Genomic DNA, 20,292 nt, shown 5'->3' on the forward strand with positions numbered 1-20,292 from the left:
CGCCCCCTCTTGGGCATCGGTCCACTTCGGACGAACCTCAAGGCCTGAAGATCAGCCCATCGGGTGGTTCTCAGCCGTGGAAGGTCTGCTTCCAGGCTTCCTTGCTGGTCAGCTCGGGCAGCGCCTTGCGGTAGGCGCGCTTGAGCCGCGGCCACTCCTGCACCAGGCGGCGGTGGTTGGCCGCCGCGCGGGCCATCAGCTGGCGGAAGACCTTCGGGTCACGCCGCCGGAAGGCGACGCCGCTGCCGTCGGCGTTGGACACGGTGGCGCTGTCCAGCGCGCCGAGCAGGAACCACCGCGCGCCCTGGGCGGGCACGTTGATCTGCGGGCGGTCCAGCGCGTCCTGGCTGGGCTCCTGCAGGTGGTGGGCCAGCGAGAGCGCCGCGCGGGCCGCGATCACCACCGGGTTCACCGGCGGCTTGAGCAGCCGCTCGGCCTTCACCGGGTCGAAGGTCGGGGCCGGGAACTCACCGGCCGACGGCAGGATCTGCGCGTCGGTGTAGCCCTTGCGCAGCTCCCGCACCTCGGCCAGCGAGGTGGGCAGGTTCGCGAACAGCCGGTCCGGTCCGGCCAGGAAGTCCTCGATCGCCTTCTGGTGCAGCACGACCGTGGAGTACTCCATGGAGAACAGGTGCCGCAGCGAGGACTTCAGGCCCTGCTTGAGCAGCGTGCCGCGCACGTCGTACGGCGAGTGCAGCGCGGCCATGATCAGCCGGTTGCGCACGTGGAAGTACGCCGTCCAGTCGGTGGCGTCGTCCTTGTCCGTCCACGGCATGTGCCAGATCGCCGAGCCGGGCAGGCTGACCGTCGGGTAGCCGTGCTCCAGCGCGCGCAGCGAGTACTCGGCGTCGTCCCACTTGATGAACAGCGGGAGCGGCAGGCCGATCTCCTCCACGATCTGCCGCGGGAAGGTGCACATCCACCACCCGTTGTAGGTGCCGTGGATGCGCGGGTGCAGTTCCTTGGTCTCGCGCAGCGAGTCGGTGGCGAAGTCGTGGTCGGTGAGCGCGCCGGGCGCGGGCCGCCAGAAGCACTCCTTGAGGTCGACCACCTCGCCCGTGGTGTGCAGGCGGGTACGGGCCTGCAGGTTCATCATGTGCGAGCCGACGACCACCGGGTTGATCAGCGAGCGGGTGAACGCGTTGGCGCGCAGCACGCTGTCCGGTTCCAGGCGCACGTCGTCGTCGAGCAGCATGACCTGCTCGCAGCCGGTGTTCTCCAGGAACTCGTAGAACACGCGGGCGAAACCGCCGGAGCCGCCCAGGTTGGCCTGCTCGATGACCTCGAGCTTGTCGCCGAGCAGCTTGACGGCCTGGTCGTAGCCGGGGGTGTCCTTGACCTTCTGGGCCGGGCCCTGGTCCACCACGATGACCTTGCCGACCACGTCCAGCACGGCCGGGTCCTCGCCGAGGGCCTGCAGCGCGATCACCGCGTCGGCCGGGCGGATGGTGGTGATGCCGACCGCGGTGCGCTGCGTGGGCAGCTCCTGGTCGGTGGTCCAGGCCGCGTCCTTGATCTCCAGCGCGCCCTCGTCGGTGAAGACGTCGAACCAGAGCCAGCCGCCGTCCTCGAACGGCTGCAGGGAGATCCGGAACTCCAGCTGGGTCCACGCCTTGGTGCTGCGCACCGGGCGGCCCTGCAGGTGCACGATGTCGCCGTTGGGCTTGGAGCGGTAGACGTCCAGGCGCCCGACACCCTTGACCGTCATGCGCAGCACGGTCTCGGTGATCGTGGTCCAGCGCTTCCAGTAGGAGGCGGGCAGCGCGTTGAAGTAGGTGGAGAAGGACACCTTGGCCGAGGCCGGGATGTGGACCGACCGGCGCGAGGTGACGTGGCAGCGGTTGGCGGCCGTCTCCGGCTCGTCCAGGTACAGCGGCCGCACATCCAGCGGGTCATCTTCGCGGGGAAGGATGATCCGCCACAGGATCTGGCTCGCGGGCACCTCGTTGGCCTTGGGCGCCACGCGCGAGGAGGTCACGTCGCTGAGCTTGGTGTCCTGGGCGTGTTCTGCGACGGCTGGGGTGCCGCCAACCTGCTGCTCCGTCACGTTCTCAGTCCTCCAGGGAGCCGTCGAATGGACGACCCTCGGTGAAGTATGGGGCGATCTTGTTGTCGAACGCCGACAGCGCCGAGCCGATGGCCATGTGCATGTCGAGGTACTTGTAGGTGCCGAGGCGACCGCCGAAGATCACCTTGCGCTCCTTGGCCTCGGCCCTGGCCAGCTCGCGGTAGCGCTCCAGCTTCTGCCGGTCCTCAGCGGTGTTGATCGGGTAGTACGGCTCGTCGTCCTTCTCCGCCGCACGGGAGTACTCGCGGACGATGACCGTCTTGTCGGTCGGGTAGTCCCGCTCCGGGTGGAAGTGGCGGAACTCGTGGATCCGGGTGTACGGGGCGTCCGCGTCGTTGTAGTTCATCACCGCGGTGCCCTGGAAGTCGCCGATCGGCAGGACCTCGGGCACCAGGTCGACAGTGCGCCAGCCGAGCCAGCCCTCAGCGTAGTCGAAGTACCGGTCCAGCGGTCCGGTGTAGACGATCGGGGTCTCCGCCGGGATCTGGTCCTTGATGTCGAAGTAGTCCGTGGACAGCCGCACCTCGATGTTCGGGTGCTCGGCCATCTTCTCCAGCCACGCGGTGTAGCCGTTGACCGGCAGGCCCTCGTAGGTGTCGTTGAAGTACCGGTTGTTGAAGTTGTAGCGAACCGGCAGGCGGCTGATGACCGCGGCGGGCAGTTCCTTGGGGTCGGTCTGCCACTGCTTCGCGGTGTAGTCCTTGACGAACGCCTCGTAGAGCGGGCGGCCGATCAGGGAGATCGCCTTCTCCTCGAGGTTCTTCGCTTCCTTGGTGTCGAACTCGGCGGCGTGCTCGGCCACCCAGGCCTTCGCGTCCTCCGGCGACATGTACTTGCCGACGAACTGGGAGATCAGGCCAAGCCCCATCGGGAACTGGTAGGCCTGCCCGTTGTGCATGGCGAAGACGCGGTGCTGGTAGTCGGTGAACTCAGTGAACTGGCTCACGTAGTCCCACACGCGCTTGTTGGAGGTGTGGAAGAGGTGCGCACCGTACTTGTGCACCTCGATACCCGTTTCGGGCTCGGCCTCCGAGTAGGCGTTGCCGCCGATGTGGTCGCGCCGATCGATCACCAGCACGCGCTTGTTCAGCTTGCTGGCTGTCTGTTCAGCGACAGTAAGGCCATAGAATCCGGAACCGACGACAATCAGGTCGTAACCCGCGAAGCTCACGGCAAGCCAGGGTACCGACGTCATCTGAAAGCTCCGAATCGGCCGTCGCCCGCCGTACCCCGGCGACTACGGAACCGGATCACGCACAGCGCGAGCGCGGCGAGCAGACCGGCCAGCGCCGAACCAATCCCGATCTTGTAGCCGGGCGGGTCCCAGTGCAGGCGCAGCTCACCGGAGCGCGCTCCCTCGGGCAGCTCCACCACCACCGTGCCTCCCGGCCCATTACGCACCGCAACCGGTTGGTCGTTCACCGTCGCGGTGTAGCCCGGCCAGCTCAGCCGCGCGAAGGTCAGCTCCGCCTTGCCGCCGGACTGCTCCGATCTGGTGAAACGCACCAGCTCAGTGCGCTGCCCGCGCTGCCGGTCGGCGAGCACCCGGACCCCGCCGGAGACGTGGCTGAGCCGCCCCTCCGGCCAGTCCAGCGGACGCACCCGCCGGAGCACTGTGACCGCATCGTTACTTTCCTGCACGCGCCAGCCGGGGTACACGACCGGCGGGTAGGCGGGCTCGGGCAGCCCGGCCAGCAGATCCGGCTCGACCTTCGCGCCGGGGATCGGGGGCGGTTTCTGCTCCGGGGTGGTGAACAAGCTGCGCTGCACCACCACGGTCTCGACCCGCAGCAGGTCTGCGAGTGACGCTCCCGACTCGGTGGGCTGGAACAGCGCCGGGTAGGCCTTGCGGCAGGTGCCGCCGTAGAAGGTCAGGCACAGCGCCTGGTGCAGCGGCTTGAAGCCCATGCCGGTGTAGGCGGTGGGCGTGCCCACCCCGGCGGCGGCGTACATGTTGCCGAAGAGCACGTCCCGGTTCTCCCCGTTGGGCCCCGGCAGGCCGCGGTCGGCGATCTGCACCGTGGTGCCGCGGTAGCGCTTGGCGAACTGCTCGTGCAGCTGCGCGGTGGAGGCGGGGAACTTGTAGGCGGCCACGTCGGCGTTGGCCGGCTGCCAGCCGGTTTGCAGCACCAGCACCAGCGCGGTGCCGCCGCACAGCACGGCCGCGCTCAGCCGCCCGGTCCACCGGCCCCCGCGGCGAGCGGCCAGCACCACCAGCGCGGTCAGCCCGGCGAGCAGGGCCAGCGACAGCAGGTGCCGCGCGGAGATCTTGGGCCAGGCCGAGAAGGCCAGGTAGCCGCTGAGCAGCAGGATGCCGCCGGTGGCCAGTACCCGCCCGCGCAGCCGGTCGGTGCGCAGGCCCGCGGTCAGCAGCACCGCGGTGAGCACGGCCAGGGCCAGGAACAGCGACTCCACGTGCCGCAGCGGCCAGCGGAACATCCACAGGTTGGACGGCCCGAGGCTGAGCAGCAGGTAGCCGGCCGCCACGGTGAACACCGCGGCCAGCTCCCGCCAGCGGCGCTTGAGCACGCCGAAGTCCAGCCAGGCCAGCAGCGGCAGCACGAACCAGGCGAAGTAGGTGGCGGGCACGGTCATCCGGTAGGCGCTGGGGTTGAAGGCGCGGATGCCGGGCAGGTGGCTGGGCAGGCTCAGGTTCAGCAGGTCGGTGAGGGAGGGCACCAGCTGGCCGACGTTGAACAGCTCCTTGCCGGTGCGCAGGCCCACCGCGGAGGCGCCCAGCAGCGGCAGGAACACCAGTGGCACCACCGCGGCCACGCAGACGCCGACCAGCAGCACCCGGCGCAGCGCGGTTTTGTCCTTGCGCAGCCAGAACTCCACCAGCAGTCCGAACAGGACCGCGCACACGCCGAGCACGCCGTAGGGATTGCCGTTGGTCACGCACAGCGCGCCGAAGACGAAGGGCCACAACGGGTACAGCTCGCCACGCGCGCTGCGCCGGGCCGACCACCAGACGTAGGGCACCCAGGCGAAGGCCATCAGCCCGGCCACCCAGGTGCTCGCCTGGAAGTAGAGGGTGAAGCCGCCGAAGGGCAGCGCGGCGGCGAGCGCGGCACTGGCCCAGCGGGCCGCGCCGTACTCCCGGCAGAGCAGGTAGACGCCGAGCGCGAGCAGCACCAGGAACTCGGTCTTGACCACGGCGGCCGACAGCGCCAGGTCGTCGAGTCCGGCCACCAGCAGGTAGTTGGCCAGGTTGACCGGGTTCCACACGCCGAAGAGCGCCTCGGCGGCCAGGTTGCCGCCCATCCAGGAGTCGTTGTCCAGCAGCGGCGGCCAGTTCCCGGCCAGCAGCTGTTCACCCAAGCGGTGCCACATCGGCAGGAACTGGGCCGCGCTGTCGTCGGTGAAGTAGAAGTTCGGGTTGCGCAGCAAGGGCACCTGGGCGAGCAGCGCGACGAAGGCGGCCAGCCCGAGCGGCACGGCGGCGCGGTGGAGCCAGGACTTCACCGGACGGCTGCCTTTTCCTTGCCCACCAACACCAGCTGCGAGACCACGAAGGTCACCGGGATGGCCAGCGCGGCCACCAGCAGCGGCGCGAAGGTGGAGTTCAGGCCGCCCAGGTCCACCAGCAGGTAGAGCCCGAGCGAGGTGATGGCGAAGTTGGCCGCGTTGGACAGCGGGAAGAGCAGGAACTTCCGCAGCGTCGGCTTGGTGCGGAAGGTGAAGTGGCAGTTGAGGAAGTAGGAGCCGACCATGGCCAGCAGGAAGGCCAGCACGTGCGCGGCCAGGTACGGCAGCGCCAGGTGCAGGGCCAGGTAGAGGCCGTAGTAGACGCCGGTGTTGACCGCGCCCACCAGTGCGAAGCGCAGCACCCGCCCGGGGATCACCGCCGGACCGCCCACGGCGCGGTGGCCCGCTGGTGCAGCTCCTCGGAGTGCTCGACCGCCTTGGGGCCCAGCACGGTGAGCGCGGGCGGCTGCGGCTCGCTGGCCTCCTTGACCAGGAAGTGCGGGCGGCGCTTGGTCTCGTAGTAGATGCGGCCCAGGTACTCCCCGATCACGCCGAGGAAGAGCAGCTGGATGCCGCCGAGCCCGGCGATGCCCACCATCAGCGTGGCGTAGCCCGGCGCGTCCACCCCGGTGAAGATCACGTCCACGGCCACGTACCCGGCGTAGAGGAAGGCCAGCAGGGTGACCAGCACGCCGAGGTAGATGGCGATCCGCAGCGGCCGGTTGTTGAACGAGACGACCCCGTCGATGCCGTAGTTGAGCAGCGAGCCGAAGCTCCACTTGGAGCTGCCGTGCTGCCGCGCCACGTTGTCGTAGTCCACGATCGCGGTGTCGAAGCCGATCCAGGAGAACAGGCCCTTGGAGAACCGGTTGTACTCGCCGAGGGAGAGCAGCGCGCGCACCGCGCGGTGGCTGAGCACCCGGAAGTCGCCGACCCCGTCCTTGAGGTCGACCTCGACCATCCGGTTGATCAGCCGGTAGTACAGCCGGGAGACCAGGGTGCGGGCCCGCCCGTCGCCGTCCCTGGTGCGCCGGGCCACCACCTGGTCGTGGCCCTCCTCCAGCTTGGCCAGCATCGCGCCGAGCAGCTGCGGCGGGTGCTGGAGGTCGGCGTCCATGATCGCCACCGCGTGCCCGGAGGCCTCGCTGAGCCCGGCCAGCATGGCGGCTTCCTTGCCGAAGTTGCGGCTCAGCGCGAGGTAGCGGAACTGCGGGCTGAGCGCGCTGAGCCGGCGCATCTCAGCCAGCGTGCCGTCACTGCTGCCATCGTCGACGAGCAGCACCTCGAAGTCGTCGGCCACCGTGGGCAGCACCTCAAGGAGGGTGGCGTGCAGCTGGGCCAGGCCCTGCTCCTCGTTGAAGCAGGGCACCACGACGGACAGGCGCCGACTTCTGGTTGGTGTCACGCTCCGGGGACGCTTCAGGTCCTCTTCAGGTTGCACCGTTATGGGGAACGAGTCCGATAAATGACTACGTTCGGTGTCATGCACCGCGTCCCGTTCCGCCATTGGGGAACTCTGCTGCTCGCCGGCGCGCTGACCGTCGCGCTGATTTCCTGCGCGAGCCCGCCTGCGCAGCCCACTCTGCCACCCGGCGCGCGGGAAGCAAGGTTCATGCAGATCATCGCGCACGCCGATGACGACATCATTTTCATGAACCCGGACTTGGCGGCCGGAATCAGGGCAAAGAAGCCGACTGTGGGCGTCTATCTCACCGCAGGCGAAACAGACAAGCCAGACGCGAATGGTTACGCAGCGCGACGGCAAGCTGGCACCCGGTCCGCATACGCGCGGATGGCCGGGGTGCCGGATGAGTGGCGGGCCGAGCGGCTGGACAGTGATCCTGATCACGGCGTGGAGCTGTACACGCTGGCGGCCAGGCCCGAGGTCCAGCTGGTGTTCGTGAACCTGCCGGAGGACAACGACCCGAGGGCCAACGGCGGCAAGCACGCGCTGACCCGGCTCTGGCTGGACCAGGCGGAGGCGCTGAAACTGCGCACGCTCACCCCGGCGGGCGGCAAGCTGCCCAGGCCGTACGAGTACACCAGGGGCCAGGTGATCCAGCTGCTGGTCGACCTGCTGGCCCGGTTCCAGCCGACCGTGCTGCGCGCGCAGGATCCCAGTCCCGACCCCAGGTACGCCAAGAACTGGGTCCGGTTCAACGACCACCCCGACCACGTGATCGCGGCCCGGCTGGCCGCGGCGGCGGTGCGCGAGTACCGGAAGGCCGGCGGCTCGGCGGTGGAGCTGAACTACCGCAACTACAACGTCGCCGAGGCCCCGGTGAACCTGTCCGGGGCCGAGCAGCGGGACAAGCTGGACACCTTCGGCGCCTACGTCCCGCACGACTCCGAGGTCAGCCTCGGCGAGCCCTACGACGGCTGGCTGCGCCGCCAGTACCCGCGCTGGCCCACTGGCTCGACCTGGGCGGGTCTGGACGCGGACGGCTCGCGGTACGCCTTCGCGGTGCGCGCGGGCGAGCTGACCTACTGGCGCCGCACCGGCGGCACCTGGTCCGGCCCGACGCCGGTGGGCGGGGCCACGCTGAACCCCGGGGTGAGCGTGGCCGCGGACCGGCACGGCCGCCTGCACGTCTTCGCCCGCGACCGCGACTCCGACGAGGTGGTGGTGACCACGCCGGGCTCCTGGACCTGGACCAGGCTGGGCAGCCCGAACGAGCGCGTCCTGCCCGGCAGGCGCGGCTCGGTCGGCGTGCCGGTGGCCGCGCGGGATGCCGGTGGCGCGCTGGTGGTGCTGGTGAAGAACGGCGGCGGCGGGGTGAGCGCGCTCCGGCAGTCCACTTCGGACACCTGGCCGACCGGCTGGCTGGATCTGGGTGGCACGGACGTGCAGGATGGCCTCGCGGTCGGTCCTGGGCTGACCGTGGCGGCGAGCACTCGCACCGGCGTGCTGCGCTGGCGGCAGCAGGGCGAGGGCTTCGCCGCCGAGCCACCGGTGCGCGGACCGCGACCGGCCGGGCCCCCGGTGGTCGGCGGCGGACTGCTGGCCTACCCGGTCGAGGACAGCGGCGCGCTGGCCATCGCCACCGACGGCGAGGCGGTGGTGCGGCCGGGCACCGAGGGCCTGTCCGGACTGGGCCTGGCGGTGACCGGGGACTCGGTGGTGCTGCACGGCAGGCGGGTGGACGGCTCGCTGGTGGTGGGCACCGGCAAACCCGCGAGCCTGGCCTGGTCGGAGCTGCGCGGCGAGCTGGCCGACCAGGCGGCCGCGATCACCGGTCAGGACGGGGTGGAGCTGGTCGGCTTCGGCTTGACCGGCGAGCTGCTGACCACGACCGGCCCGCCCGGCGGCGTCTTCCCCGGCTGGTCCGCCGGGCGCTGACCGTCCGGCTCGGTCAGCTGGTAGATCTTGGCGTCCGGGTTCTGGTAGACCACCCGCAGCGAGCGCACCTTGTCCAGCTCGACCAGGCCGGGCGCGCGTTTCTGGCTGCCGGTGACAAAACCCTGGCCGATGAAGACGAACCGCACGCCCAGCGCCTTGGCCGCGGCGCGCACCTCGGGATCGGTGTCGTAGGCGTGGAAGCGCTCGCGCAGCAGCGGACGCTCCTTGCCGAGGCCGTCGCCCTCGGTGCCGGCCAGCGCGTGCCCGAAGGCCGGGCGGACACCGGTGAGCGCCCACATCCACGGCGAGCCGTCCTGGGCGTCGTTGAACACGATCTCGCCCGGCCGGACCAGCCCGGCCAGGTGGTTCATCGCCTGCTGCTCCAGCTCGGTGACCGTGGGGCCGCCGCCGAAGGTGATCGCCAGCCGGTTGCCGTTGCGCTGGTGGTAGAGCCCGTTGCTCAGGTAGCCGAACAGCAGCACGCTCAGCGCGGCGGCCACCAGCCCGATCCGGCGCGGCAGCGGCCGGCGCACCAGGTCCAGCACGGTGACCAGGCCCAGCGCGGTCACCGGCACCACCGCGAGCAGGTACAGCGCGGCCAGCCGCCACTCGTCGTTCCACCAGGGCGCGGTCAGCAGGGCCACCCACGGGCCCTCGTAGGCCGCGGCCCCCACCGACAGCAGCCCGAAGCCCAGCGAGGCGACCAGCAGCCACAGCAGCGGCAGCAGGCGGCGGAAGGCCAGCACGCCGATCACGAACGGCAGGATCAGCCACCACTGCGGCTCGTCGAAGGAGCGGGTGAAGAACACCAGGCGGCCAAGGGCCTCCGGCACACCGCGCTGCACCGCCCAGTCGTAGGCGGGGCCGCCTGCCGCGCTCAGCGTGCCCAGCACGTGCGCGATGCCCAGCGCCAGCGCGCCCGCGGCCAGCAGGGCCAGGGTCAGCAGCTCACCGGGCGGGACCCGGCGGGCGGTCAGCCAGCGCTGGGCCAGCAGGCCGAGGCCGAACACCGCGGCCGCGATGGACACGCTCGGGTGGATCGCGGTCAGGCCGACCAGCGCCAGCGCGGTCACCGCGACCAGCGCGGGCCGCGGCGCGTCCAGTGCGCGGACCACCAGCGCGAGCGCGGCGGGCAGCAGCGCCACCCCGGTGGCGTACGGGTAGAGCGGGCCCCAGGTCAGCAGGTCGTAGGGGAAACCGGTGAAGGCGCAGCACAGCACCGCGGCCACCGCCACGATCGCCGCGCGCACCCGCAGCGTGCGCAGCAGGGCGGTCATGGACAGCGCGAACACCCCGATCAGCAGCGCGTTCATCGCGTTGAGCGCCTGCACCACGGTGCCGGCGCCGAACTGGTGCACGGTGGCCACCAGCAGGTGATAACCGTTGGGGTAGAAGTAGTTCTGCGCCGCGGGCTGGGCGATCACGTTGAGCCCGCTGGGCGCGCTGTCACCGGAGTCGGCGATGAACCGGACCGCGTTGCCGTGGAAGATCGCGTCCCAGAACTGCGGGATCGCGCTGAACCCCTTGCTGGCGAAGAACAACAGCCCCACGCCGACCCCCGCGGCCAGCGTCACCGAGCCGGCCACCACCAGGTGCTTCGACCGGGTCCACACCCGCTCCGGCTCGGCCAGGCGGCCGCGGATCACGGCCAGTGCCAAGGCGAACAGCGCGGTGCCGCCCAGCAGCACCCACGGCGACCAGCGCAGCCCCAGCGCGGGCGCCAGCGGCCCGAGCACCCCGGTCATCCCGTAGGTCAGCACCGGCGCACCGGCCGCCAGCAGCCAGCCGCGCAACCCGGCCGCCAGCCCGATCACCAGACCGGGCAAGAACAACAGTGACGCGGACAGCGCCAACAACACAACAGACATCTGTTTCCCCCCAAAGAACCCATCCCCGATGAGTCACGTTGGAAAGGAAAAGATCGTTGCCTTGCTGTGAGCCGGGTCTCAGCGGTCGTATGCGCCCGGCTTGATCCGGTAGAGCCGGTCGTCCGGGCTGTCGTCGACGATCTCCAACGACTTCACCATGTCCAGGCCGCGCAGGCCGTTGGCCCGCCGGTTGGCCGCCCGGATGAAGCCTGCGCTGACGTAGACGTACTCGACCTTGAGCTGCTTGGCCGCCTTGCGGACCTCGGCGTTGGTGTCGAACTCGTTGAACTTCTCCAGCAGCAGCTTGCGCGGCTGGTCCAGCGCCTCGTAGCTCTCCGGCGCCACCACATGCCCGAACACCGGGGTCAGGCCGGCCAGCGCGCGCATCCAGGCCGAACCGTCGAACGGGTCGTTCATCACCACGTGCCCAGGGCCGACGATCGGCTTGATCCGCTGCAACGCGGCCACCTCGCCGGGGGTCACCGTCTTGCCGTTGTACCAGCCCCAGCTCATCCGGGTCGCGTTGCGGGTGAGGTAGAAACCGCGGCTGGCCACGCCCACCACGCTCAGGATCACCAGCAACAGCACCATCGGCTTGGCCAGCACGCGCAGCCTGGTCAGCCGGTCCCTGGTGCGCAGCTGGTGCAGCAGCCAGTCCCGGCTGATCAGCACGCCGTTCGCGGCGACGAGGATCAGGCCGATGGTGGCGATCGCGGCCAGCCGGAACCGGTCGTCCCACCAGGGCCTGGTCAGCGCGGAGACGATCGGGTGGTCGTAGGAGAAGGCCAGCATGGTCAGGAAGCCGAAGAACGCACAGCCCAGCAGGAACCAGGTGAACCGGCGCAACCGCTTGATCCCGGCCAGGCCGATCAGCACGAACGGCACCAGGAACCACTGCGGGAACGGCGAGCCGTGGTTGAGCGTGATCAGCTCGGCGATCGCGGCCGGCGGCGAGCCGACCGAGGCCCAGTTCACCGGCTCGTCCGCGCCTGCCGCGCCGAGCGCGCCGAGCAGGTGCGGCAGGCCGATCACCGCGGCCAGCACGCCGACCCCGGCCAGCCCGACCAGGCCGGGCACGACGTCCCTGCGGTGCCGGTACCAGAACTGGGCGACCTGGAAGACGGCGAAACCGATCGCGATGAAGGCCGCGCTCGGGTGCAGGGCCACCAGGCCGACCGCGGCGATCGCGGTGAGCAGCAGCAGGGTGATCCGCCGGGTGGCCAGCACCTGGCCGAGCAGCACCAGGAACGCGGGCACCAGCACCAGGCCGGTGGCGTAGGGCAGCAGCGGACCGCGCCACAGGATGTCCCACGGCACCGCGGAGAACGCCGCGCTCAGCCCCGCGGTCACCGCGGTGAGCAGCGCGGGCGCGCGCATCGAGCGCAGCAGCGCGACCAGGCCGGTGCTCAGGAACAGCGGCACCAGGAACAGCTGGGCGTTGAGCACCGCGGGCACGGTCGCGTCGGTGAGCTGGTAGACCGCCGCGGCGATCAGGTGGTAGCCGTTGGGGTAGAAGAAGCTGTCCAGGTTGTAGTTGTTGATCGCCTTGAGCGCGGCCGGGGTGCCGTCGCCGGAGTCGGCGATGAACCGGACCGCCGCGCCGTGGAAGACCGCGTCCCAGTCCTGGTGGATGGCCTGCAGGTTCTTCAGGCCGAGCAGGATCACCAGCCCGCCGAGCAGCACCGCGAACGCGGTCGCGCCGATCACGCCCCACTGCGCGCGCCGGGACCAGACCGGCAGCGGATCGGTCTCCGGCCGCTGCGGGCGGCGGCCGCGCAGCCAGGCCGTGACCAGTTGGATCACCAGCACCAGCACGAACACCAGGAGCGCGGCGCCGAGCAGGGTCATCGGCCCCCAGGACAACCCGAACTGCTTGGCGATCGGGCCGACCGCGCCGCCGATGCCGTAGGTCAGCAGCGGCGCCACCGCCACCAGCCGCCAGCCGCGCAGCCCACCGGCCGCCGCGATGGCCAGGCCGGGCCCGAACAACAACAGCGCGTAGCTAAGCAGCAGCGCGATATCCGCGCCCGTCAGTGAAAGCACCCTTGGTCCCTGGTCTCGTCCCCCCGGCCACAGTCATCCGAGAGCCTACGGATCCGCCTGTTCGGCCCGCGCACCAGGCCGGACTGGGGCCGTACGGTGTCCGGTATGGCACACATCGCGGTGGTCGGCGGCGGCATCGTGGGGCTGGCCGTGGCGCACGAACTGGCCGTCCGAGGACAGCGGATCACCTTGCTGGAGAAGGAGAACGGCTTCGCCCGGCACCAGACCGGGCACAACAGCGGAGTGGTGCACGCCGGGCTGTACTACGCCCCCGGCAGCTTCAAGGCCCGGATGTGCGTGGCGGGCAACACCTCCATGGTCGCCTTCGCCAAGGAGCACGGGGTGGCGGTGCAGGTGTGCGGCAAGCTGGTGCTGGCCACCGAGGAGGCGGAGCTGCCCCGGTTGCGCGTGCTGCACGAGCGGGCGGCCGCGAACGGGGTGCCCGCCCGGCTGCTGAGTCCGGCCGAGGCCGCGGAGTACGAGCCGGCGGCGCGCTGCGTGGCCGCGCTGCGGGTGGAGTCCACCGGGATCATCGACTACCCGGGGGTGTGCGCGGCGCTGGTCCGGCTGCTCGGCGAGCGCGGGGCCGACCTACGCACCGGGGCCGAGGTGCGCGCGGTGTACCCGAGGCCGGAAGGCGTGCTGCTGGTGACCAGTGGCGGCGAGGTGCGCGCGGACGCGGTGGTCAACTGCGCAGGCCTGCACAGCGACCGGATCGCCCGGCTGGCCGGACGGCGCCCGTCAGCCCGGATCGTGCCCTTCCGCGGCGAGTACCACGAGCTGCGGCCGCAGGCCCGCCACCTGGTGCGCGGCCTGATCTACCCGGTGCCCGACCCCCGGTTCCCGTTCCTGGGCGTGCACCTGACCCGGATGCTCGACGGCAGCGTGCACGCAGGCCCCAACGCGGTGCTCGCGCTGCGCAGGGAGGGCTACCGGTGGCGGGACCTCTCCCCCAGGGACCTGGCCGACACGCTGCGGTTTCCCGGTTTCTGGCGGCTGGCCCGCAAGCACACGGGCACCGGCGCGCAGGAGATGCTGCGCTCGTTCTCCAAGCGCCGTTTCGCGGCCGGCCTGGCCCGGCTGGTGCCCGGGGTGACCGCCGCCGACCTGGTGCCCGCCGAGGCAGGGGTACGCGCGCAGGCGCTGCGCCCGGACGGCGGGCTGGTCGAGGACTTCCTGATCGACCGCGCGCCCCGGCAGGTGCACGTGCTGAACGCGCCGTCCCCGGCCGCGACCAGCGCGCTGGAGATCGGCCGCCACGTCGCGGACGAGGTGGCGGCCGTGCTCCCGTGAGGTGAGTTACGCGGTGACCGAGCTGATCTTGGCTTCGGACTTGGCCGTCGTGGACGCGGCGGGCTTCTCCGCGGCGGTGGACTCGGCGGCCTCGGTCTCGGCGACCGTCGGGTCGGTGTCCTCCGGCTCGTGCACCGGCTGCGGGGCGACCGCGGCGGTGAACACGTTCAGCCCGCGCTCCCGGTTGACCAGCTCGGCCTCGCGGATGGCGATGGCGCGGGCCAGGTCGGTGAAGCGCTGGTCGATCCCGCGGAAACGCAGGTAGGTGTTGAACGCCAGGAAGATGAACGCCACCGCCAGCAGGTACAGCAGCAGGTCGGCGCCCCGGCCGACCCCGACCAGCCTGGCGATCACGGTGAGGTCGTCCGGCCGGGCCACCGCGTACACGCAGAAGGCGATGAAGCCGAAGAACGCGATCCGCTTGCCCGCCTGCATCCGCACGCTGTGCCTGCGCCGGGTGAAGAAGAACAGCAGGATGACCACGGAGAAGAGGAGGACGAGCTGGATGATGAGCATTGCCTAGTTCCCCCGCTGCTTGACCGAGAGGTCGAACAGGATGTTGACCCCATTGACCAGGGACTGTCCCTTGGACATGGAGTACTCGGTGTAGAGGATCGTCACCGGCACCTCCTTGACCCGGACGTTGGCCACGGAGAGGAACGAGACGATCTCCGAGGCGTGCGCCATGCCGTTCATGGAGATGCGCAGGCGCTCGACCACCGGGCGGCTGAACACCCGCAGGCCGTTGTGCGCGTCGGTGAGCTGCAGCTTGCGTGCCTTGGGGCTCAGCGCGACCACCGTGCGCAGCACCACCCGCTTGATCCACGGGACGGTGACCGCCTTGTTGAGGAAGCGGGAACCGAGCGCGACATCGCAGCTGCCCGACTTGACCTCGGCGATCATGGCCAGCGCGTCTTCCACGCGGTGCTGACCGTCGGCGTCGAAGGTGATGAAGTACTTCGCCCCCGGCCTGCCCAGCGCGTACGACAGCCCGGTCTGCAGGGCCGCGCCCTGGCCGAGGTTCACCGGGTGCCGGACGAGGTGCGCGCCCGTGCGGGCGATCTCCTCGGCGGACCGGTCGGCGCTCCCGTCGTCCACGCAGACGATGTTGGGAAAGGTCTTCCTGGTGTTCTCGACTACCTCGGCGATGACCTTGTCTTCGTTGTAGACGGGTACGACCACCCAGACGTCGTCGTGGTCAGACATTGCCGTAAGGCTCCAAATCAGGCGGACGACACGACCGGGCTATGGTAGTTCAACCTGCTTGACACGGTTCACAAGGGGCGTTCTATGCGAGTTCTGGTCACGGGGGGCGCCGGTTTCATCGGCTCCAATCTGAGCGATCGGCTGCTGACCGAGGGTCACCAGGTGACCGTGTTCGACGACCTGTCCAACGGCCGCCTGGCCAACCTGGACGGGGCGATGGGCAACGAGCGGTTCCGGTTCGTCGAGCTGGACGTGACCGGCCCCGGCCTGGCCGCCGCGGTCGCCGAGGCCGCGCCCGAGGCGATCTTCCACCTGGCCGCCCAGGTGGACGTGCGGGCCAGCGTGGCCGACCCGCTGCACGACGCCAAGGTCAACGTGCTGGGCACGGTCGCCGTGCTGGAGGCCGCCCGCGCGGCAGGCACCCGCAAGGTGCTCTTCGCCTCCTCGGTGGCCATCTACGGGCCGACCACCGACCTGCCGGTGGCCGAGACCGCGCCGACCAACCCGCTCTCGCCCTACGCCAGCAGCAAGCTCACCGGCGAGACCTACCTGCGCCAGTACCGGCAGCTGCACGGCCTGGACTACACCGCGCTGGCCTTCGGCAACGTCTACGGCCCGCGCCAGGACCCGCACGGCGAGGCAGGCGTGGTGGCGATCTTCGCGGGCGCGCTGACCAGCGGCGGGCCCACCAAGGTCTTCGGCAAGGGCGACAACACCCGCGACTACATCTACGTCGGCGACATCGTGGACGCGCTGGTCAAGGCCAGTGGTGAGGCGGGCGGCGGCCGCCGGTTCAACCTGGGCACCGGGGTGGAGACCTCCGACCTGGAGCTGCATCGCGTGGTGGCCAGGGCCGCGGGCGTGGACCGCGAGCCGGAGTTCGCCCCCGCCCGGCCGGGCGACCTGGCCGCGATGGTGCTGGACTCCTCGGCCGCGCACGCCGAACTGGGCTGGCAGCCGGCCACCGACCTGGCCACCGGCGTGGCCAACGTGGTGGCCTGGGCGCGGCAGCGGGCCGCGGTCAGCTGACCTGGACCGGCGCGCGGTCCCGGACCGCGCGCCACAGCCCGCCCGCGGTCACCAGCGCCACCAGCAGCGGCCCGGCCAGCTGGGCCACCACCGCGGTGCCGATCGGCTCGCCCGGCAGCAGCATGATCGCGACCAGCACCGCGGTGCCGATCACCCAGCCGATCGTGACCACCCGGTGCCTGCCGACGGCCACCAGCGCCGGCTGGAGCACCTGGGCGATCATCAGCAGCACGGTCGAGAGCCCGAGCAGGCCCATGACCAGCGGAGACGGCCACACTGTCGCCCTGAAGAAGGTGACTACCAGCCAGGGCCCGACCAGCGCGGACAGCAGTGCGCCGGGCAGCCCGACCCCGGCCACGGCGAGCAGGATGAGCCCGACCCGGCGGCGCAGCTCGGCCAGGTCGCCGCGCACCGCGGCCGCGGTCAGCCCGGGCAGCATCATCGCCTGCACCGGTCCGAACAGCAGCAACGGCACCCGGGTGAGCACAAAGGCGAAGCCGAAGGCGACGGCCACCTCGGGCGCCTCCGGCATCCGGCCGGTGACCACCAGTGGGGCCAGGTTGGCCACCAGCTGGGCGAGCAGGGTGGCCAGGCCGAGCAGCACCAGCCCGTGCGCGATGGTCCGGGTGCTGTGCCCGGCGAGCACAGCACCCGCGTTGGCCGGGTCGGCGGGTTCGCCGGTGATCTTGGTCGCGGCCAGCGCCCGGCGCAGCCAGGGCAGCGCGACCAGCAGCGCGAAGGCGCCACCGAGGGCGAAGATCAGTCCGTAGCCGTCGACCGTGGCGTAACCGAGCAGGGCCAGCGCCAGGCAGGGCAGCAACCGGGTGAGCCCCTCGGTGGCCAGGCTGGCCGCGTAGCCGGTGAACTGCGCACCGGCGGCCAGCAGTCCACGGGCGAAGAAGATCGCGGCCGAGGCCAGCGTGCCCAGCACAATCCACAGCAGCAGCGAGGGGTGCCCGCCGAGGTTGCGCTCCACCAGGATCGGCGAGATGGCCAGCACCACCAGCACCGTCACCCCGGCCAGCCCGGCGCCGAGCAGCGCGGCCCGCCGGATCCCCGGCCGAGGGTCCACCCCGGCCGCGGTCCCGCTGCTGAGCACCCGGTTGGTCTCCTGCTCCAGCGCCACGAACAGGCCCGGCCCGATGATGTTGATGATCAGGTACAGGCCGAGCACCCCGGCCTGGTCGCTCGGGGTCAGGGTCGCGCCGACCACGGCGAGGAAACCGAACCCGGACGCGCCGAGCACCGCGAGCCCGAGTCCCATGAGCACCGCGGTGCGCGCGGAGGAGTTAGCCACGCCCCAACCCTAGGGTCAGCGCAGGGCGTGCCCGAGGAGGGTCCGCACTGCCGCTGCCTGCCCCGAAGCCACCGCGCCGGGCAGCTGGGTGAGCGCGTTCAACCGGGAGAACAACCGGCGCTTCGCGGCCTTGGCCGCCTGGTGCCAGCCGCGCTCGCGCAGCTCGGCCTCGATCTGGGCGAAGTAGTCCCGCTCCTGCTCGAACCGCTGCCCGGTCTTGGCCGCGGAGCTGGAGTGCCCGGCCCGGTGCCGCCGGTACTGGAACGCGGGCTCCTCGCCGACGACCAGGGAACCACCCTGCAGCAGCACGTCGATGACCAGTCCCAGGTCGTGCACCGCGTCAGTGCCCTCCCGGAACGGCAGGTGCGCGGTGAGGTCGCGGCAGTAGGCGATGGCCGGGGTGTAGAGCCAGTTCCCGCGCAGCAGGCTGACCGCGGCCGCCTCGCCGAGCAGCTCGGTCTCCTTCTTGCCCGGACCGGCCAGCGCCTTGACCCGGTCCGGCAGCGGCAGGAACGGCTGGTCGGCCTCGTCGATGACCTGCACGCCCGGCTGCACCAGCGCGGCGTCCGGATACCGCGCCAGCAGCTCGGCGAGCTGGGTGCCGTAGTTGGGCAGCAGCAGGTCGTCCGCGCCCATCACCACGAACCGCTCGCGCTCGGCCAGCTGCACGCAGCGGAAGTGGTTGCCCGCGGTGCCCAGGTTGGTCTCGTTGCGGTGGTAGACGATGCGGTCGTCGCCGAGCTCGGCGATCCGCTTCTCCACCGCGGGCCCGTCGGGGTAGCAGTCCTCGACGATGACCAGCCGCCAGTCGGTGTCCACCAGCGCGCGGACGCTGTGCACCGCCCTCATCAGGTAGTCCGGATCGCCGTAGTACGGAATGAGAACGTCGAGCGCCATCACCGGGCAGATGCTAGTGGTAAGCCCGGCTCGGTCAGAACCAGCGTTCCAGCACCGCGGCCACCCCGTCCTCGGCGTTGCTCGCGGTCACCTCGTCGGCCAGCGCGACCAGCTCCGGCAGCCCGTTGGCCATGGCCACCCCGCAACCGGCCCACTTGATCATCTCCAGGTCGTTGGCCATGTCACCGAAGGCGAGCACATCGGCCTGCGCCACCCCGAGCTGCTCGGCCACCCAGGCCAGCCCGGTCGCCTTGGTGATGCCGGGCGAGGCCAGCTCGATCAGCCCGGCCGAGGTGGAGAAGGTGATCCCCACCGCCCCGGCCAGCACCGCCTCGGCCGCCGCGCTCATCTCCTCGCTGGTCATCCCCTCGTGCCGGACCAGCAGCTTGATCGCCGGCTGCCCGAGCACCTCGGCCCGGCTGACCTCCACCGACCGCGACTCCGGCCACGCGTGCGTGTACCCGTTCTCGGCCAGGAAGGCCCCGTAGGGCTGGTCGGGCACAAAGGTCGGCGCCGCCCCATCTGGCGCCCGCTCCACCGCGAACGCACAACCCGGGATCGCCTTGAGCAGCGCCGAGGCCACATCCCCGAGCAGCGGCGGCTCGAGCAGCCAGCTCCGCACCACCCGCCGCTCCCCCACGTCGTAGACCAGGGCGCCGTTGGCGGTCACCGCGTACCCGTCCAGCTCCAGCTCATCGCTGATCAGGTGCACCCACCGCGGCGGCCTGCCGGTGGCCAGCACGAACGGCACCCCGTCCGCACGCACCGCGGCCACCGCCCGCCGGGTGCGATCACTGATGCGGTCCAGCGGGTCGATCAGGGTTCCGTCCACGTCAGATGCCACCAGCAACGGTTTGCGCACGCCGTTCATCCTGCCCGACTAGGCTCGGTGGATATGCGCTTCGGCATTGTGATCCTGCCCGAATTCCGCTGGTCCGAGGCGGCCCGGCGGTGGCGGACGGCGGAGGAGCTCGGCTTCGACCACCTGTGGACCTATGACCACCTGGCCTGGCGGTCGCTGGCGGACGGGCCGTGGTTCGGCACCGTGCCCACGCTGACCGCGGCCGCGACCGTGACCACCGAGGCCCGGCTGGGCACCTTCGTGGCCTCGCCGAACTTCCGGCACCCGGCCAGCTTCGTCCGGGAGCTGCTGTCCCTCGACGACATCTCCGGTGGGCGGTTCACGCTCGGGCTGGGGGCGGGCGGGATCGGGTTCGACGCGACCGTGCTCGGGGGTTCGGTGCTGCCGCCGATGGCGCGGTTCCGGCGGTTCAAGGAGTTCGTGGAGCTGCTCGACCTGCTGCTCACCGAGGACCACGTGACCTACCGGGGCGAGTTCTTCACCGCGGTGGACGCGCGGACGTTGCCGGGTTGCCTGGGGTCCGCGCGGCTGCCGTTCCTGGTGGCGGGCAACGGGCCCAAGGCGATGGGAGTGGCGATCGAGCACGGGGCGGGCTGGTCGACCACGGGCACCGGCGGGGAGACCCTGGAGGAGTGGTGGCGGAACCTGCGGGTGGTGACCGAGAAGTTCAACGAGACGCTGGCCGCCAGCGACCGGGATCCCGCCTCCATCGACCGCTACCTCCAGCTGGACGCGGGACCGGTGTTCTCCCTGTCCAGTCCCGAAGCCTTCGCCGACGCGGCAGGGCGGGCCGCTGAGCTGGGCTTCACCGATCTGGTGACGCACTGGCCGCGGCCGGACGACTGGTACGCGGGCCGGGAGGAGACGCTGTTCGAGGTCGCCGGGAAGTTCCTCACGCCGCGGGCATGAACCCGGTGCCGC

The 20,292-nt window shown here is 71.1% G+C and carries 16 protein-coding genes; 4 read left to right on the forward strand and 12 right to left on the reverse strand.

The window, feature by feature from the left end; genetic code table 11:
* Positions 1–70 precede the first annotated feature (70 nt).
* Genes M8C13_RS37865 through M8C13_RS37885 form a run of 5 tightly spaced genes read right to left on the reverse strand, consistent with a single transcriptional unit; the run spans position 71 to position 6,941 of the window.
* Positions 71–2,047: a glycosyltransferase gene (locus M8C13_RS37865; protein WP_308202903.1), complete on the reverse strand. Its 1,977-nt coding sequence runs from the start codon at positions 2,045–2,047 to the stop codon at positions 71–73.
* Between the two features lie 4 nt (positions 2,048–2,051).
* Complete coding sequence (gene glf, locus M8C13_RS37870; RefSeq protein WP_252485623.1) at positions 2,052–3,263, reverse strand: UDP-galactopyranose mutase; 1,212 nt, start codon at positions 3,261–3,263, stop codon at positions 2,052–2,054.
* The gene (locus M8C13_RS37875; RefSeq protein ID WP_252485624.1) at positions 3,260–5,533 is read right to left on the reverse strand and encodes a hypothetical protein; all 2,274 of its coding nucleotides are present in this window, start codon (positions 5,531–5,533) and stop codon (positions 3,260–3,262) included. Before M8C13_RS37875 ends, glf begins: the two co-directional genes overlap by 4 nt.
* Positions 5,530–5,913 carry a GtrA family protein gene (locus tag M8C13_RS37880; protein WP_252485625.1) on the reverse strand — a complete coding sequence of 128 codons (384 nt, stop codon included), beginning with the start codon at positions 5,911–5,913 and terminating at the stop codon, positions 5,530–5,532. The genes M8C13_RS37875 and M8C13_RS37880 overlap by 4 nt, the downstream gene beginning before the upstream one ends.
* Positions 5,910–6,941, reverse strand: a complete 1,032-nt coding sequence (locus tag M8C13_RS37885) for a glycosyltransferase family 2 protein (protein ID WP_252485626.1) — start codon at positions 6,939–6,941, stop codon at positions 5,910–5,912. Before M8C13_RS37885 ends, M8C13_RS37880 begins: the two co-directional genes overlap by 4 nt.
* Positions 6,942–7,148: 207 nt before the next feature.
* Between M8C13_RS37885 and M8C13_RS37890 the strand changes: the two genes are divergently transcribed.
* Entirely contained in the window at positions 7,149–8,876 is a 1,728-nt protein-coding gene (locus M8C13_RS37890) for a PIG-L family deacetylase (RefSeq protein WP_256510400.1), read from the forward strand.
* Here the strand turns inward: M8C13_RS37890 and M8C13_RS37895 are convergent.
* Both M8C13_RS37895 and M8C13_RS37900 read right to left on the reverse strand, forming a co-directional pair.
* Entirely contained in the window at positions 8,774–10,744 is a 1,971-nt protein-coding gene (locus tag M8C13_RS37895; protein ID WP_252485627.1) for a DUF6541 family protein, read from the reverse strand. The two genes, M8C13_RS37890 and M8C13_RS37895, sit on opposite strands and share 103 nt — an antisense overlap.
* 78 nt (positions 10,745–10,822) lie before the next feature.
* Positions 10,823–12,787 carry a DUF6541 family protein gene (locus M8C13_RS37900; protein WP_252485628.1) on the reverse strand — a complete coding sequence of 655 codons (1,965 nt, stop codon included), beginning with the start codon at positions 12,785–12,787 and terminating at the stop codon, positions 10,823–10,825.
* Between the two features lie 105 nt (positions 12,788–12,892).
* On the opposite strand from M8C13_RS37900, the gene lhgO reads away from it, so the two are divergent.
* Positions 12,893–14,080 (forward strand): L-2-hydroxyglutarate oxidase, encoded by a 1,188-nt coding sequence (gene lhgO, locus M8C13_RS37905; RefSeq protein WP_252485629.1) that lies wholly within the window; start codon positions 12,893–12,895, stop codon positions 14,078–14,080.
* Positions 14,081–14,086: 6 nt separating this feature from the next.
* On the opposite strand, the gene M8C13_RS37910 is transcribed toward lhgO, so the two are convergent.
* Together M8C13_RS37910 and M8C13_RS37915 are read right to left on the reverse strand one after the other, a co-directional pair.
* A complete protein-coding gene (locus tag M8C13_RS37910; protein ID WP_252485630.1) occupies positions 14,087–14,596 on the reverse strand; it encodes a DUF2304 domain-containing protein in 510 nt (169 codons plus the stop codon).
* A 3-nt stretch (positions 14,597–14,599) separates the two neighbouring features.
* Complete coding sequence (locus tag M8C13_RS37915; protein WP_185001135.1) at positions 14,600–15,286, reverse strand: glycosyltransferase family 2 protein; 687 nt, start codon at positions 15,284–15,286, stop codon at positions 14,600–14,602.
* An 84-nt stretch (positions 15,287–15,370) separates the two neighbouring features.
* On the opposite strand from M8C13_RS37915, the gene M8C13_RS37920 reads away from it, so the two are divergent.
* Positions 15,371–16,315 carry an NAD-dependent epimerase/dehydratase family protein gene (locus tag M8C13_RS37920; protein ID WP_252485631.1) on the forward strand — a complete coding sequence of 315 codons (945 nt, stop codon included), beginning with the start codon at positions 15,371–15,373 and terminating at the stop codon, positions 16,313–16,315.
* On the opposite strand, the gene M8C13_RS37925 is transcribed toward M8C13_RS37920, so the two are convergent.
* The 3 genes from M8C13_RS37925 to M8C13_RS37935 are packed head-to-tail and all read right to left on the reverse strand — an operon-like array spanning position 16,308 to position 19,380.
* On the reverse strand, positions 16,308–17,612 hold the full coding sequence (locus M8C13_RS37925; protein WP_252485632.1) for a lipopolysaccharide biosynthesis protein: 1,305 nt from the start codon (positions 17,610–17,612) through the stop codon (positions 16,308–16,310). The genes M8C13_RS37920 and M8C13_RS37925 overlap by 8 nt on opposite strands.
* 15 nt (positions 17,613–17,627) lie before the next feature.
* Entirely contained in the window at positions 17,628–18,509 is an 882-nt protein-coding gene (locus tag M8C13_RS37930; RefSeq protein ID WP_252485633.1) for a glycosyltransferase family 2 protein, read from the reverse strand.
* A 34-nt stretch (positions 18,510–18,543) separates the two neighbouring features.
* Positions 18,544–19,380, reverse strand: coding sequence for a Cof-type HAD-IIB family hydrolase (locus M8C13_RS37935; protein WP_256510387.1), 837 nt, complete (start codon positions 19,378–19,380; stop codon positions 18,544–18,546).
* A gap of 24 nt (positions 19,381–19,404) precedes the next feature.
* Here M8C13_RS37935 and M8C13_RS37940 point away from each other — a divergent pair, with 24 nt between their 5' ends.
* Positions 19,405–20,280, forward strand: coding sequence for an LLM class flavin-dependent oxidoreductase (locus tag M8C13_RS37940; RefSeq protein WP_252485635.1), 876 nt, complete (start codon positions 19,405–19,407; stop codon positions 20,278–20,280).
* The last annotated feature ends 12 nt before the right edge of the window (positions 20,281–20,292 follow it).

Source organism: Crossiella sp. SN42 (assembly GCF_023897065.1).
GTDB lineage: Bacteria > Actinomycetota > Actinomycetes > Mycobacteriales > Pseudonocardiaceae > Crossiella.